Genomic DNA, 15,801 nt, shown 5'->3' with positions numbered 1-15,801 from the left:
ATGAGATTTGTAACAGTCAGCGGTCCTCCTTCTTCGGGGAAGACATCAGTTATTCTGAAAACAGTAGAGAGCCTTCAGCAGAGAGGGATGAAGTCAGGTGTGGTGAAGTTTGACTGTCTCTACACTGATGACGACAAGCTCTATGAGCAGAAGGGAATCCCTGTGAAAAAAGGGTTGTCAGGCGCACTCTGCCCTGACCATTACTTTGTAAGCAACGTTTCCGAGAGCTTCGAGTGGGGGAAAAAGCAGGGGGTTGATATTCTCATTAGTGAGAGCGCAGGTCTCTGCAACAGATGTTCTCCGCATATAAAAGAGATACTTGCTGTTTGTGTGATAGATAATCTTTCAGGTATCAACACGCCGAAGAAGATCGGTCCCATGCTGAAATCTGCTGATATTGTTATCATCACAAAAGGGGACATAGTCTCTCAGGCGGAGCGTGAAGTTTTTGCTGCGAGGGTTGCAGCTGTGAACCCAACTGCGAGCATTATGCATGTGAACGGAATTACAGGTCAGGGGGCTTTTGAGCTTTCAACACTTTTTGCGGATGATAAGACAGAAACAGAAACACTGAACGGTAAAAGTTTACGTTTCTCCATGCCGTCAGCGCTCTGTTCATACTGCCTGGGTGAAAAGCGTATAGGTGCGGAATATCAGATGGGTAATGTTAGAAAAATGGATGTGGATAATGGATAAAGAGACACTTCTTAATATAGATTTTCAGGATGTACTTGCAGAAATGCCCTTTGCCGGAGATTTTTTTGAATCTCAGGGGCTGGAGATTCCGAAAGGGAACGTCAGGGACTTCGTAGACAGTCTCAGCGAAGACACGCTGGAGGATCTCGGCATTGAACCTGTTGAGTTTATGGAGAATTTTGTATCATTTGTTGAAGCTGTAGGGAATCTCACAGAAAAAACAACAACCATAAAAACACTGCGCATCATCGGCGGGTTAAACAAGACTGGTGAGCAGGAGAATGTAGACATAGAAGTTAAATCCGGAGAAGTTATATGCATAGTCGGACCGACAGGTTCGGGTAAGAGCCGCCTTCTTGCTGATATCGAATGGATGGCTATGGGAGACACCCCCACAAAAAGACATATAAAGATAAACGGTGTGGATGCGGACAAAAGCTGGCGTTTCTCTCCGGAGCATAAGCCAGTGGCGCAGTTGTCTCAGAATATGAACTTTGTAATGGATTTGTCTGCCAGAGAGTTTGTTATGATTCACGCAGAAAGCCGGTTTGTTCAGAATCCTGAAGAGAAGGTTGAGCTCATCATAAAAAAGGCGAACGAGCTTGCAGGCGAGCAGTTCAGCGGTGATACTCCTGTTACAGCCCTTTCCGGTGGTCAGTCACGAGCCCTTATGATAGCCGATACAGCTTTTCTCAGCAAATCACCGATTGTTCTCATTGACGAGATAGAGAATGCGGGGATAGACAGGAAGAAAGCGTTGGAACTGCTTGTGGGTGAAGAGAAGATAGTGCTCATGTCCACACACGACCCGATACTTGCTCTGATGGGGGATAAGCGGCTTGTTATTAAAAACGGCGGGATATCCAAAGTCATAAACACATCCGATGCTGAACGTGCCAACCTTGTTGAGCTTCAGGAGCTGGACAGAAAATTACTTGATCTCCGCAACAGGATACGAACAGGGGAGACTCTGGAGCATATATGAGAGACGAAAAGCATATTGAAAAAGATGCGGAAGTCATAAAGGCATTTATAAAGGTTTATTGCAGGGAAAACCATCTGAAGTGTGGTGCCGCTGCTGATGAGGGGGGACTCTGTACTGATTGTCGCGAGCTTCATGATTATTCGCTTAAGCGTAACAGGAGCTGTCCACTCGACCCTAAGCCGAGCTGTAAGAAGTGCCCTGTGCACTGTTATAAACCTGAGATGAGGGGGCGGATAAAAGAAGTAATGAAGTTCAGCGGTATCTTCTTCCTGAAAAGGGGCAGGCTGGACTGGGTCTGCAAATACTTTTTATAGTTTTCGTTTTCCTTATTTATGCGTGGATTGATGAGCTAATCACAGCTTTAGAGCTTATAAGTCATTGCGAGGAATGTAATGACGAAGCAATCTCAGGATTAACTAATGAGTCCAGAGACTGCCACAGCCCTGCGGGCTTCGCAGTGACGTATTTTGCATATGCTCTAGCTGTGCAATGAAGTTGTAACTTCATGTGAAGCAATAGAACCACGGGTTTACCCGTGGGAATCTATAAGACTTATAACTTTAATTAAATATTAAAAATGTGCGTAGAAACTTTTAACCGATGTGCTATATTAATCCTCATGACTACATACACTAAGACAAAAGCGAAGTTCGATGCGCTGGGGGAGGAGTTCCGCGGCGTACTGATAATGTTCGTTGCGGCTTTTTTCTTCTCCACCATGGGTTACTTTACCAAGATGCTGACTGCCCACCATAATGCTTTCGAAATAGTATTTTTCAGAAACATCGTGAGCTTTGCCATACTTGGTGTTTTGATGCTTATGTTCAGAACAGACAATGCAGGAGGCAAGCCCTTACTGCTGATTATGCGTGGTTTTTTCGGCTTTATCTCTATGTTCTGTTTTTTTTATTCTATAAGCGTTCTGCCTTTTGCCACTGCATCGACGTTTCATAAAACTTCACCTATTTTTACTGCTGTTTTTGCGGGGCTTGTTCTCAAAGAGAAGAGCGGGTTAAAGGTGTGGCTGGCAATTCTGGTGGGGTTTGCAGGAGTTTTGCTGGTTCTGCGTCCTTCTCACATTGACCATGTAGGCGCTGTTGTAGGGCTTTGCGGGGGTATTATTGCTGCTATGGCGTATACTTCTGTTCGGGGACTTGCAAAATATTATGATGCCCGTACTATTGTCATGTCTTTTTCGTTGGCTGGTCTTGTGGGGTCGAGTTTATATTTTTTAATCCGGTATTTAGCCGGTGATCCGAGATATCATTCAACGCAGTTTATACCAACGGGAATAGATATTTTTTATATGATATTAGTTGGTGTTCTCGCTTTAATCGCCCAATGGCTTATGTCTGTTGCTTACAAATACGGTAGAGCGTCTGTAATCAGCACTGTGAACTATGTCGGGATAATATTTGCCACGGTTTTTGGGTACATCGCAGGGGACGGCTGGCCCGGGCTCGTATCTATGCTGGGTATATTTTTTGTTGGCGCCAGCGGTGTTATGGTGGGGCTTTCACGGAAAAATTGATTCGTTTTCATGCTCCCTTCAACTTGACATAAGATACTTATGGTTTACACTTTACTAAGAGCCATTTAAAAGGCGCTTTGATTTTTACCCTATGGGAGGGGAAATGACGCTAATCAAAATCAGGAAAGGTTTAAAACTCCCTGTTAAAGGTGCACCGGAAGGTGACATTGTAAATATTGATAACATTACGGAAAGTGCTATCCTTGGCGATGATTTTCCTTCTATGAAGCCTTCAATGCTGGTGAAAGAGGGTGACCATGTCAGGAAAGGGCAGCCTGTTTTTGTTGACAGAAAAAATCAGGAGATAACCTATACCGCCCCTGTTACAGGGACAGTTAAATCTGTGAGAAGGGGGGCGAAGAGAAAATTCCTCTCTATGGTTTTTGAAAAAAGCTCTGGTGATGCCGTCAGGTTTAATACGAGAGTTACAGACAGGCAGTCAGTGTATGAACTGCTGAAAGAGTCCGGACTGCTAGCATCTTTTCGTGAGAGACCTTTTGCCAAGTGCCCCAGCGCACAGCGTAAACCTCAGGCAGTTTTCATCAACTGTATGGATACACGTCCTCTTGCACCGGATATGTCTATACTGCTGAAAGGGTTTGAAGATTATTTCAGAAAAGGTGCAGAGGCTTTGACAAAGCTTTCTGATAAAACTTTTATATGTAAAGGCGTTGACCTGAACCTGCCAGACGTAAGAGATGCGGATGTGAGGATATTTGACGGACCTCATCCGGCAGGGCTCTCCGGTACGCACGTACATTTTCTGTATCCGGCGTCAATGAATAGAACAGTCTGGACTGTGGATATGCAGTCCGTTATAGATATCGGTTATCTGCTCACACACGGCGAGCTTAACGAGACAACACGGGTTGCACTTTGCGGAGGTTTTGAAAAACCTTGTTATGTTGAGACACTGAAGGGGGCGCCTGTTGCAGAACTTGTTAAAGGGCGTGTTCAGAACAGCGGCGTGAGACTGATTCTTGGCTCTATACTATACGGACTTACTGTTGAGGAAGGTGTTGAACACCTTTCGTCCTGCTTCCCGCAGGTGACAGCTATTCCCGAATTACAGGATAGATATTTATTCGGCTGGACAACACCCAGACCGGATTTGTTTTCTGTTAAAAATATATTTTCTTCTGCCTTCACAGGGAAGAGGAAGCTGCATTTTGATACAGCGCTTAACGGGGCTCACCGCCCTATGGTTCCTGTGGGGACTTACGAAAAAGTTATGCCTCTGGACATACTGCCGACGCACCTTCTGCGTGCACTCATTGTGGGTGATCTGGAAACAGCGGAAAAGCTTGGTTGTCTGGAGTTGTCCGAGGAGGATCTCAGTCTATGCACATATGTGTGCCCCGGAAAGATAGATTATGCCCCGATAATACGGGATGTTCTGACAACAATAGAGAAGGAAGGCTGATATGAAAGCTTTTCTTAATAAACAGGCAAAACACTTTGAAAAGGGCGGCAAGCTGGAAAGGTGGTTTCCGGTGTTTGAAATGGTGGATACATTTATCTACACCCCCCTTGCGAAGACCACGGGGCGGACGCATGCCCGTGACGGTATAGAACTTAAGCGGATAATGACTACAGTTGTGCTGGCTCTTATCCCATGTGTGCTGATGGCTTTTTATAACACAGGTCTTCAGGCTAATAATGCAATAGTCCAGACCGGAACTATTCCGGAAGGGCTGCGGTACAGTATACTGGCATATTTTGGAGCGGGCTTTAACCCCGGAAGCATTTATGACAATGCAATGCTGGGGCTTTCGTATTTTTTGCCGTTGTATATCGCGACACTTGTTGTCGGCGGAATATGGGAAGTGCTTTTTGCTGTTGTGCGCAAGCATGAGATAGGGGAGGCATTCCTTGTAACGAGTCTGCTTTACCCGTTGATTCTTCCCCCTACAGTTCCTGTATGGCAGGCGATGGTGGCTTTGTCCATCGGGCTTGTTTTTGGTAAAGAGCTTTTTGGAGGGACAGGGCGGAACCTTGTTAATCCTGCTCTTTTTGCAAGAGCCGTGCTGTTCTTTTCATATCCGGCATCTGCCTCAGGGGATACTGTATGGATAGCTCTGGACGGGTTCAGCAGGGCAACCCCACTTGCTGCACAGGCATCCGGTCTTGAAATGAATGTGACTTTTTTTGATGCGTTTATCGGTTTTATTCCAGGTTCCATGGGGGAAACATCGACTCTTGCCTGTCTGATTGGTGCGTTTATCCTGATCGTTACGGGGATAGGCTCATGGAGGATAATGCTTTCCTCTGTTATCGGGCTTGTAGCTGTTTCGGGGCTGTTCTTCGCTATCGGGTCAGACACGAATCCTATGTTTTCACTTTCCCCGCAGTGGCATCTTGTAGTAGGCGGTTTTGCTTTCGCCACTGTTTTTATGGCGACTGACCCTGTTTCGGCATCGTTTACCGAAAAGGGGAAATATTATTACGGTTTTCTGATAGGTGCTCTTACAGCCCTTGTCCGTGTGGTGAATCCGGCATATCCCGAAGGAGCGATGCTTGCGGTTCTTTTTGCCAACGTTATGGCTCCCCTCGTGGACTATGTTGTTATCAGAGCTAATATAAAGAGAAGGGGGGCTAGAAGTGCAGCGTGAAAGCGATCTTAGAACGTTTGTAACAGCATTTGTGCTGGCTGTTATATGCTCCTTTCTTGTGTCTGGTGCAGCAGTGGTTCTGAAACCGCTGCAAACTAAGAACAAAGAGCTGGAGAGGAAGAAGAATGTTCTCATAGCGGGCGGTCTGTATCAAGAGGGGACGGATATCCAGAAGGTATTTGAGTCAATAGAAATCGTCTTTGCCGATATGAAAACAGGTGAGCAGGTCAAAGGGAACAGCGATGATTATTTTAATAATTTTCAGAGTCTTTCCACAGGGGCTGAATCTATTAGCATTCCTAAAAAAGAAGATTTAGCAGGGATCAGAAGCATACCTCCGAAGGTTCCTGTATTTCTCCTGAAAAACAATGACGGTTCACTTAAAAACGTTATCATCCCCATATATGGTTCCGGTCTGTGGTCAACTATGTATGGCTTCCTTGCTCTGGAGCCTGATTTTAACACTGTAAGCGGTATCACCTTTTACGAGCACGGAGAGACACCAGGGCTCGGCGGTGAGATAGAAAACCCTCAGTGGCAGCAGAAATGGAAAGGAAAAGAAGTGTACAGCGGTGACGGTGAGGTTGCCCTTTCCATAGTCAAAGGCGGAGCCAGAGGGGAACACCAGATAGATTCTCTCAGCGGTGCAACGCTTACCAGTAGAGGTGTTCAGGGGACTGTGCGTTTCTGGATGGGAGACAAAGCATTCGGTAAGTTTTTTAATAAAATGAAGAAAGGGGGGGCTTGATATGGCTGGATACGGCAAGATTTTATTTGAGCCGATATTTAAAAACAACCCCATAGCTATACAGATACTTGGGATATGTTCCGCACTGGCTGTTACATCGAAGATGCAGACTACGCTTGTTATGTCCGTTGCTGTTATATGTATTCTCGGGTTTTCAAATTTTTTCATCTCGCTGATAAGGAAAATGATGCCGTCGAGTATACGTCTTATCATGGAGATGACTATAATCGCAACACTCGTTATTATTGCTGACCAGATAATCAAGGCATATATGTTTGAGGTGAGCAAACAGCTCTCAGTCTTTGTAGGGCTGATAATTACTAACTGTATCCTACTTGGTCGTGCGGAGGCTTATGCCATTAATAATACTCCCTTTAAGAGCTTTCTGGACGGTGTGGGGAACGCCGCTGGATACAGCATAATCCTCATTCAGGTGGCATTTGCGAGAGAACTTATCGGTTCCGGTAAACTGCTGGGATTTTCAATACTTACGCCTGTGACGGAAGGTGGCTGGTATACACCTAACGGACTCTTTCTGCTTGCACCCAGTGCATTTTTCCTTATAGGGGTTCTCATATGGGTGGCAAAGCTGACAGTTGCGAAGGAGGATATCTGATATGCTGGAATCATACCTTGCACTGTTCATAAAATCAGTCTTCATTGAGAATATTGCACTTACATTCTTCCTGGGGATGTGCACCTTCCTTGCAGTTTCCAAAAAGGTTGAGACAGCTTTCGGGCTTGGGATTGCAGTTGTTGTGGTGCAGACGATTACTGTTCCGGTGAACAACCTCATATACACATATCTGCTGAAAGACGGTGCACTGAGCTGGGCCGGGCTTTCCGGAGTTGATCTTACATTCATAGGGCTTGTGACCTATATCGGTGTCATCGCTGCTATTGTACAGATACTTGAGATGGCGCTTGATAAATATGTACCGTCCTTATATAACGCTCTCGGCATTTTCCTGCCTCTGATAACTGTTAATTGCGCTATTCTTGGCGGTTCGCTATTTATGGTGCAGCGTGAATACTCATTTGGGGAGTCAGTTGTTTTCGGTATGGGCTCAGGTGTTGGTTGGGCTCTTGCTATAGTCGCCCTTGCCGGGCTTCGTGAGAAGCTGAAATATGCTTCTGTTCCGAAAGGACTTGACGGAGCAGGCATAACATTCATTACAGCGGGTATTATGGCGATAGCATTTATGATATTTTCGGGGATACAGTTATGATGCTGCTTTTACTGGGGATTACATCATTTACAGTTGTGATACTTCTGCTGGTTGGAATAATTATTAACGCCAGAAAGGCGCTGGTGGCAAGCGGCAGTGTAACTGTTAACATTAACGGAGAGAAAGATATAGAAACGGGCGTCGGTAAAAAACTTCTCGGTGTCCTTGCCGACAACGGGATATTCGTCTCCTCTGCTTGCGGCGGCGGCGGGTCCTGTGGGCAGTGCCGTGTGAAGGTTCTTGAAGGCGGCGGAGATATACTCCCCACTGAAGAATCTCATATAAGCAGACGTGAAGAGCGGGAAGGGATGCGCCTTTCCTGTCAGGTCGCTGTTAAACAGGATATGAAAATAGAGCTTGAGCCGGAAGTCTTTGCTGCTAAAAGTTTTGACTGTGAAGTGATATCAAATAATAATGTTGCGACATTTATAAAGGAATTTGTACTGAAAGTTCCGGAGAAGGTTGACTTCAGAGCCGGAGGGTACATACAGGTTGTTATCCCGCCTTACGAAGCGGACTTTAAGGATTTTCAGGTTGAAGACAGATTTCGTTCCGACTGGGAGAAGTTTGGCGTTTTCAGATATCATGCAGGTACTAAAGAAGAAGTACAGCGTGCTTATTCCATGGCAAATTATCCGGAAGAAGAGGGGATCGTTAAGCTGAATGTACGAATTGCCACTCCGCCACCAAACAAGAACGTTCCTCCCGGCGTGGGGTCTTCGTATATCTGGTCAAAAAAACCTGGGGATAAAGTCACTATAACGGGACCGTTCGGTGAGTTTTTTGCTCAGGATACAGAAAATGAAATGGTTTTTATCGGTGGTGGTGCGGGAATGGCTCCCCTTCGTTCGATAGTTTTCGACCAGCTTAAAAGGCTTAACTCCAAAAGAAAGATAAGCTACTGGTATGGCGGGCGGAGTAAGAAAGAACTTTTTTACCTAAAAGATTTTGAAGAGCTTCAGAAAGAGTTCGATAATTTCAGCTGGCATATTGCTCTGTCTGATCCTCTGCCGGAAGACAACTGGGACAGTTATACAGGCTTTATTCATAAAGTGGTTCTTGATAATTATCTGAAAAACCACGAAGCGCCGGAAGAGATAGAGTATTATCTTTGCGGGCCGCCGATGATGATAGATGCTGTAAAAGTTATGCTGGACGGGCTCGGTGTTGAGCCTGAAAATATTTACTTTGATGATTTTGGCGGGTAACATGCAGTATATCGCTGTTTTTATAATCTGCGTGGTTCTGGTGATGTTTTTTATGTTTGTAGTCAGCAGAAGTAAAAAGAAGAGTTCCTGCGGCTGTGGGCAAGGGAACTGCCAGACCGGTCAGACTTGTGATAATAAAACTAAAGGGCACTAATGGAATTTAATACAGACACAATCCTTCTGTTTATGGCAGGTATGATTTTAGGCGGGTATTTTTATATAAAAGTTGAAACTCTTATAATGGAAAAATACTATGCAGGAGTTGAGGGTGAAACCAGAGTTGAGACACTTAAAAAAGTTGGATTTGGATTAACATTTATCGGTGTATTTCTATTTGTTCTAACATTTATTTTACTGGAAAAAGCTCTCCCATCGGGGATTTTCGCAGGATTTGCCATTTTCGGTATCCGCCCCTGATAGATATTTAATTGCTAAGTGTGAAGCCGGTGTTATAATGGTTGGACATGAGTAACACTATCGACAGTTCAAAAGATAAAAATCAGTACCGCGGGGATAGTGCATCCCTTGCTATGAAAGATATGCAGAAGAGTAGAGATAAGCTGCAGCGCACTCAGCTACTTGCTGGTATTGGTGCTTTTGAATACCTTCCTGAAGAAAAAATCATAATCCTTTCTGATGAAGCTTGTGCAGCACTGGGAGCTGATCCTGATGGTAATATACTAGATATCAACGATTTTTGTAAAAATATCAAACAGGGTCAGTACAACTCTTTCTGTAATATGCTTGAAAATTTCCAGACAGATGAGCTGCTTGGAAACATTGAGTTTATCTACAAAGGTGTAGATAAACAGGACAGGCATGTAGAAGTTATACTTGAGGAACCGGGGCATATTATCGAGGGGAGTGTTTCAGGAGTTTTTAGAAATATTACCCGCATGAGACAGGCCGAAATAGAGAAAAGTGTCACAGCTCAGGCTTTTGAGACTATTTTTTCAAACGCTAAGATCGCTATATTAGTACTGAACCTGAAAGGGTATATCATTGACTATAATAATAGTGCATTAGACCTTTTGGGATATACCAGCGAAGAGATGCATAAGATGCATAGTGCTATGCTTTTGCACGAAAATGACATTATGGGAGCGGGCAGGATATTTGCAAAATTCATTAATAGTGCCGGAAAAGTTAATTCGCTTGATTACAGGATAAAGATAAGTAATGGCGAGATAATTGATGTTCTTATTAACTTTGAAATGGTTATAGGAGCCGAAGGTGAGAAGATCTATGTTTTTATTAATGATATAAGTAATATAAGAGACATGGAGCGCAAACATATTGATCAGGAACGGATGCTTATTCAGCAGTCAAAGATGGCTACTCTCGGCGAAATGGTCGCTCTGATAGCTCATCAGTGGCAACAGCCCCTTAATTCAATTGCTATGATTGTGCAGATGCTTGATGAACTTATAGAAGTTGATGAACCAAACAGGAAGATGCTCGTTAAGAGTGTTGAAAGTGTTATGGCTCAGGTCTCATTTATGACTAATACTATGGGTGATTTCAGAAATTTCCTGAAACCGTCTGATGTCCGTGAAAATTTTAAAATTGAAAGAGTTGTGCAGGAGGTTGTACGTCTTTATCGCCCGCAGCTTCGGCACTACGATATGAATTGCGAAATATACTTTTCTTCTGAAAATGTTAAAAAAGCAGAAGTCTGCGGATATGAAAATGAGCTTAAGAACGTTATTCTGAACTTTCTGACTAACTCCAGAGATGCTATAGAAAATGTTAAAGGTGTAAAAGGGGTAGTGCATATATTTGTTTCAGAAGACGAAGAAAAAGTTCATATATGCATAGAAGACAATGGGGGCGGTATACCTGACCACATTATGAAGCGCATATTTGACCCTTATGTCAGCTCTAAAGGAGACAAAGGGACAGGACTGGGGCTATATATGGCTAAGCTTATCGTAAAAGACAGGATGAATGGAGATATTCATCTGGAAAACACTGATATAGGTCTAAGAATCTGTATTTCATTCAAAAAGTGCTGATGATTGAATAATATTTTTGTCTGGCAGCATAGCCTTTGTGAAATTTCCTAAGTATATTACCAATATTTTCTAATGAGTAAAGCATAGATATTCTGCCGTAGAGTTTGGATAATATAAGGGGGCATAAAGCCCCCCATAGTTTATGCAGTCTAAGGCAGAACATCACGCATTTATGCGTGGATGAATGAGCTAATCACAGCTTTAGAGCTTATAAGTCATTGCGAAGAATGTAATTACGAAGCAATCTCAGGATTAACGAGTCCATAGACTGCCACAGCCCTGCGGGCTTCGCAGTGACGTATTTTGCATATGCTCTAGCTGTGACAACGAAGTTGTAACTTCGTGGATTAAGCACGTGCGAAGCAATAGAACCACTGGTTTACCCATGGAAATTTATTAGGCGTAAGTTTCATCCAGTGAGCTGTTGATCTGCTCAATGTAATTGTCAAATTTTTCCATGGTCGCCTCATATGTGTCATAACTGATGTCCGGTAACTGACCGCCGAACAGAGCCTCAGTCTGATCAAAACCTTTCTGTACAGCTTCCTTTGCTTTTTGTAAAGTTTCAGGGTCGTCCCCCGAGATTGCAACTGCGAAGTCAAACATACGCTGTGATGTTTTTTCAACACCCCAATATCCGTCTTCAGACAGCATTTCATCGAGCTGGCTCTTAACATCGCTGAGGGATTCGCCTTCGCCAAACTCAATAGATATATTGATGCTGGTGTAACTCACAGAAAATCTGCTTGCCTGAGATACAGATGTCTCAGACGCATGTTTTGCTATTTTTTCAAGAATTTTACTGATGGACTTCTGAACATATGCCTCAAGGTTTTCCATTGGGGAGATGTCCGCTGACATTATGTCCAGAACGTCGGAAAAGCCTTTTGCTTTTTCAGACGTTTCTGCTTGGGTTGTTCCTGAATCTTCTGATTTAGCAGTGTTTTGACCTTCCCTGGTCTTTGATGTCTGCTGTTCTGCGTAGCTGTAGCGCAGACCGAACGTCTGTGCGCTGGAGTTACTGATATACATTTTGATTCTCCTCTTCACCCGGAGAGATCGGGGTGAATAATTCTTCGTTATACCGTCCTTTGTTTTTGAAGAATGCTTTTAGGTTGCGCCGAAAAAAGCATAATTCAGCCTCTGTTATAAGCCGGCGTCGACTCGGCCTTACGACAGAATTGCCAACACTGATATCATGTGTTATAACACTGTTATCGTCATTCGCTGATGAACCTTAAGATGAAAAACCTACAATTTCTACATAATCTGGCACAGGGAGATGTAAGTTGCTGAGAGCATTCGATTACAAAATTTTGGTGATATTTTCGATTATTCTTGGTTTAGCCCCTTTTTATCCCATGCCTCATATTGTACAGAAACTTATTATGCTGAGAGACGGTGATTTAGTCCACCCGATAGATATTTTTGATCTGTTTTTTCATTCTGCGCCGATTATACTGCTGGCTTTGAAGTATTCTACGGATAAACTTTCCAATAAATAAAGGTTCTGTAACTTAATATTGAATAGATGTGACTTTATGACAATTTTTATGAGGAGTTTATTATGACTATTAGTAAGCTTATCAACAATCTTATGGTTGCTGATGTTAGGGCTTCAGCCGACTTCTATCGTAACTGTCTTGGGTTCGAGCTTGTCATGGCAGTCCCTGACGGTACGCACGATGCAGTGCAGAGTTTTTCTGACGGGGTCGATTACTGTTTTGCAGTTGTTAAGCACGGAGATGTGGAGATTATGCTTCAGTCCGCTGAAAGTGCAAAAGAAGAGTTTCCTGATATTTCCTTTAGTGGAGATGGTTCAGGTACGATATTATACATGCAGGTTAAAGATGTCGAAGGACTTTTCAGCTTAGTAAAAAATAACCAGAATATAATCAAAGGTTTGCATGAAGCTTTTTACGGTATGAAAGAATTCTATATGAAAGACCCGGATGGCTATATACTGGGGTTCGCAGAAAAAGGTTAGACAATTTTGATGTTTTCTTTAGCCTGAAGTTTCTGTGAAGGTTTTCCTATATAGTACCCCTGAAGATAGTCTACTCCCATTTTTTTTGCTGTTTCTGCCAGTTTCTGGTCTGATATAAATTCAGCTATGGTTTCCATTTTCAACTTTGATGCATATGAAATAATAGACTGAACGATGTCAACAGCTCTTTCATCTTTGTTAATCAATTTGATAATGCTGCCGTCTATTTTTATATAGTCAGCTTTTATCTTAAGCAGGTAGTCAAAATTAGAATAACCTGTACCGAAGTCATCAATAGCTATTTTGGCTCCCGCCAGTTTAAACTTGTAAAGAGCTGTTATGGCAGCAGAATACGAAGAGAGGCTTTCGGATTCAACTATTTCAAGTATCATACGGTTAAAAACGCCTTTTTCGTTTGCATATTCATAGATGAAGTCCATTGTTTCATGGTTTAGCAGGTCTTCCGCAGATATGTTGATACTAAACTCAATGTCAGTATCCGAGAATGCATCAATTGATTTTCCTGCTATGATCTTTGTCAGGTAAGGGTAGAAGCGTGTCTGCTTACTGATATCAAGAAAGTCCGCGGGGGGGATCACTGAGCCGTCTTGATTTATGATACGCATAAGGCATTCGTACTTGCTGTTACTTTGTTCAAGCGTATGGGCTATCGGCTGGAAGAATGGGACTACACGGTCTTCGTCTATGGCGTTGCTTATCATTTTTACGATGATAGTATTTTGCTGATATATGTTAGTATTATCAACTTCGAGGGGGTTGTATACATAATGGCTGATGTTATTTGCTTTAGCGAATTGTAAGGCAGCATCAGCATGTGCAAGGATATTGTCAGAGCCGTGAGCATATCCTGTTATTGATGTTATTATAATATCTTTTCCGGCAATGTTTACAGAATCTTTTGTTATGTTTTTTACTGCATTTTCCACGTTTGTGATGAATAGGTTTTTGTCACTCTGGTTGGAGAATACCGCAAAAACATCTGAGTGCAGCCGATAGGTGTTGTATCTGTTAAGGTTAACGTTTTCAGATAGTCTGTTTGCAAAACTCTTAAGTAGTGTATCTCCGAATTTCATTCCGAATGTTTCATTTATCTTATGGAATCCGTCAATGTCAATAATTGCGAGGTCTCCGGATCGGGAATTTTTTATCTCCAGCAGGAGACTGGCTCTGTTTTCAAGTTCGGTGAGAGGGTCAATGTGCAGATATTTCTGAAGCTGTGACTTGTTTTCAAACAGTTCAGTAACATCATGGCTTATTGCAATGTAATTTGTTATTATTCCTTCTTTATTTTTGAACGGAGTAATTGTTGTTTTCTGATAGAAATAACCACCGTCTTTAGTGAGATTTTTGATTATTCCTCTCCAGACATCCCCTTTTGTAATTGTCCCCCAGAGCTCTCTGTAAGTTTCCTGCGGGTTGTCCGGGTGACCGATCTTATTGTGCTTCATCCCTATTAGTTCATCTGCGCTGAAGCCTGTGATGTTGCACATTTGATCGTTGACATGCATCATTTCACCTTTCAGATTTGTGATGCTAACAATTGCGCTTGTATCGATGACTGTTTTGTATTGAAGCAGGTCGTTTACATAATCTTGCTGTTCGTGTTCGATCACTTTTATCTTATTGAATATTATCAGCGATATGATGACTACTCCGGTGAACATTACAAAGATAATGATGCCGTTTTTTGTCAATTCATCCGCCAGAATACTTTGGCTGATAGCCTCTTCGGTTGCGATAAGGTTATGAAAATTTTCGTAATAGAATCCTGAACCGATCACCCAGTTCCATTCCGGAAAATAAGAGACATATGCTACTTTTTCGGATCCTATATCCTTTCCCGGGATATTCCAGTAATAGCTAGTGAAGCCTTCCCCTTTAGTTTTGGCTATTTCCAAAAGCTCTCTGACTACATACTTGCCCTGAGTATCCTTCAGAGTGTACATATCGCGGGAGTACATGTTTGGGTCTATGTGAAATATTGTGTTGTAATTAGTGTCAAATATCCAGAAGTACCCGTAGTTGTTGTATCCGAAACGTTCCTTCTTAACAGTTTCAAGGATTTCGTTCTGCACTTTGGTCTTCAGAGTGTCAAAATAAATGCCGGAACCTATGAGCATGTCCAGTTTTTTATTATATTTTGCGTACCCCAGTTTTTTCTTGGAGTTGTTGCTGCCGTCAGGGGGGTAGTAATCATATTCGGCGAAAGCCTCGCCATTAGTTATTGCGGAGTTTAGAAAGTTAAAAATATCAGCAGATTGCTCATGTATATCGCTGAGTGACTTGCCGGCAAGTGTGGAGTCGCCGCCATGGTGCATAATAGTGCCTTGTTTTGATATTATATAAAAATAGCCTGTATTATGGTTCCAGGTGAATGATGCAATCAGGTTGCTGATATGCTGCTGCCCATGTTCTGTGACATGGTTAAAGTTTATATTTTCAATATAGGCTTCTGCGGAGTTGACTCTGTCCCGCAGATTTTGTTTAGTGTCTTCCAATACAGCGTTTCTTGTAGCATTAATACGCTGAATCAGCCTTGAAACTTCATTTTGTATGAGTCCTTTTTGCTGTTTTGTATAGAATTGCTTTAATTTCTGATTATTGTTGGCATTATATTCTTCAAAGATACTGTATAAGTTCCATAATATTATTGTCGAAAAGGCTGTTGCAATAGTAATTGCGGTCAGTAGTGTTATCTTGGATATATGTTTTGTCATGTAGCCACCTGCGGTTAATCATTGCAGCTTGTTTGTAGTAATAAATATACAA

The 15,801-nt window shown here is 42.8% G+C and carries 16 protein-coding genes; 14 read left to right on the top strand and 2 right to left on the bottom strand.

What is annotated here, in order from left to right; translation table 11 throughout:
- The 13 genes from DACET_RS10205 to DACET_RS10150 all read left to right on the top strand — a co-directional run bounded on the left by DACET_RS10205 (nt 1) and on the right by DACET_RS10150 (nt 11,024).
- Complete coding sequence (locus DACET_RS10205; RefSeq protein WP_013011293.1) at nt 1-696, top strand: GTP-binding protein; 696 nt, start codon at nt 1-3, stop codon at nt 694-696.
- Nucleotides 689-1,681: an ATP-binding cassette domain-containing protein gene (locus DACET_RS10200; RefSeq protein WP_013011292.1), complete on the top strand. Its 993-nt coding sequence runs from the start codon at nt 689-691 to the stop codon at nt 1,679-1,681. Before DACET_RS10205 ends, DACET_RS10200 begins: the two co-directional genes overlap by 8 nt.
- Complete coding sequence (locus DACET_RS10195; RefSeq protein ID WP_013011291.1) at nt 1,678-1,995, top strand: nitrous oxide-stimulated promoter family protein; 318 nt, start codon at nt 1,678-1,680, stop codon at nt 1,993-1,995. The genes DACET_RS10200 and DACET_RS10195 overlap by 4 nt, the downstream gene beginning before the upstream one ends.
- Before the next feature lie 305 nt (nt 1,996-2,300).
- Complete coding sequence (locus tag DACET_RS10190; RefSeq protein ID WP_013011290.1) at nt 2,301-3,212, top strand: DMT family transporter; 912 nt, start codon at nt 2,301-2,303, stop codon at nt 3,210-3,212.
- A 103-nt stretch (nt 3,213-3,315) separates the two neighbouring features.
- Entirely contained in the window at nt 3,316-4,635 is a 1,320-nt protein-coding gene (gene nqrA / locus DACET_RS10185; protein ID WP_013011289.1) for an NADH:ubiquinone reductase (Na(+)-transporting) subunit A, read from the top strand.
- Between the two features lies 1 nt (nt 4,636).
- The gene (locus tag DACET_RS10180; RefSeq protein WP_013011288.1) at nt 4,637-5,824 is read left to right on the top strand and encodes an NADH:ubiquinone reductase (Na(+)-transporting) subunit B; all 1,188 of its coding nucleotides are present in this window, start codon (nt 4,637-4,639) and stop codon (nt 5,822-5,824) included.
- A complete protein-coding gene (locus tag DACET_RS10175; protein ID WP_013011287.1) occupies nt 5,814-6,572 on the top strand; it encodes a Na(+)-translocating NADH-quinone reductase subunit C in 759 nt (252 codons plus the stop codon). The genes DACET_RS10180 and DACET_RS10175 overlap by 11 nt, the downstream gene beginning before the upstream one ends.
- A 1-nt stretch (nt 6,573) precedes the next feature.
- Nucleotides 6,574-7,188, top strand: a complete 615-nt coding sequence (locus DACET_RS10170) for an NADH:ubiquinone reductase (Na(+)-transporting) subunit D (protein WP_013011286.1) — start codon at nt 6,574-6,576, stop codon at nt 7,186-7,188.
- A gap of 4 nt (nt 7,189-7,192) precedes the next feature.
- Nucleotides 7,193-7,801, top strand: a complete 609-nt coding sequence (gene nqrE / locus DACET_RS10165) for an NADH:ubiquinone reductase (Na(+)-transporting) subunit E (RefSeq protein WP_041230319.1) — start codon at nt 7,193-7,195, stop codon at nt 7,799-7,801.
- Entirely contained in the window at nt 7,798-9,009 is a 1,212-nt protein-coding gene (gene nqrF, locus DACET_RS10160) for an NADH:ubiquinone reductase (Na(+)-transporting) subunit F (RefSeq protein WP_013011284.1), read from the top strand. Before nqrE ends, nqrF begins: the two co-directional genes overlap by 4 nt.
- 1 nt (nt 9,010) lies before the next feature.
- Nucleotides 9,011-9,163 carry a FeoB-associated Cys-rich membrane protein gene (locus DACET_RS16330; RefSeq protein WP_169304218.1) on the top strand — a complete coding sequence of 51 codons (153 nt, stop codon included), beginning with the start codon at nt 9,011-9,013 and terminating at the stop codon, nt 9,161-9,163.
- Complete coding sequence (locus DACET_RS10155; protein ID WP_013011283.1) at nt 9,163-9,426, top strand: hypothetical protein; 264 nt, start codon at nt 9,163-9,165, stop codon at nt 9,424-9,426. The genes DACET_RS16330 and DACET_RS10155 overlap by 1 nt, the downstream gene beginning before the upstream one ends.
- 47 nt (nt 9,427-9,473) lie before the next feature.
- The gene (locus DACET_RS10150) at nt 9,474-11,024 is read left to right on the top strand and encodes a PAS domain-containing sensor histidine kinase (RefSeq protein ID WP_013011282.1); all 1,551 of its coding nucleotides are present in this window, start codon (nt 9,474-9,476) and stop codon (nt 11,022-11,024) included.
- 396 nt (nt 11,025-11,420) lie between these two features.
- On the opposite strand, the gene DACET_RS15620 is transcribed toward DACET_RS10150, so the two are convergent.
- The gene (locus DACET_RS15620; protein WP_013011281.1) at nt 11,421-12,056 is read right to left on the bottom strand and encodes a cytochrome P450 family protein; all 636 of its coding nucleotides are present in this window, start codon (nt 12,054-12,056) and stop codon (nt 11,421-11,423) included.
- A gap of 535 nt (nt 12,057-12,591) precedes the next feature.
- Between DACET_RS15620 and DACET_RS10135 the strand changes: the two genes are divergently transcribed.
- Nucleotides 12,592-13,011 carry a VOC family protein gene (locus DACET_RS10135; protein WP_013011279.1) on the top strand — a complete coding sequence of 140 codons (420 nt, stop codon included), beginning with the start codon at nt 12,592-12,594 and terminating at the stop codon, nt 13,009-13,011.
- Here DACET_RS10135 and DACET_RS10130 read toward each other — a convergent pair.
- Nucleotides 13,008-15,749: a cache domain-containing protein gene (locus DACET_RS10130; protein WP_013011278.1), complete on the bottom strand. Its 2,742-nt coding sequence runs from the start codon at nt 15,747-15,749 to the stop codon at nt 13,008-13,010. The genes DACET_RS10135 and DACET_RS10130 overlap by 4 nt on opposite strands.
- Nucleotides 15,750-15,801: the final 52 nt, after the last annotated feature.

Source organism: Denitrovibrio acetiphilus DSM 12809, assembly GCF_000025725.1.
GTDB classification, from domain to species: domain Bacteria; phylum Chrysiogenota; class Deferribacteres; order Deferribacterales; family Geovibrionaceae; genus Denitrovibrio; species Denitrovibrio acetiphilus.
Note: the sequence above shows the minus strand (reverse complement) of the source record. Positions and strands in the feature narration are given on the sequence as shown.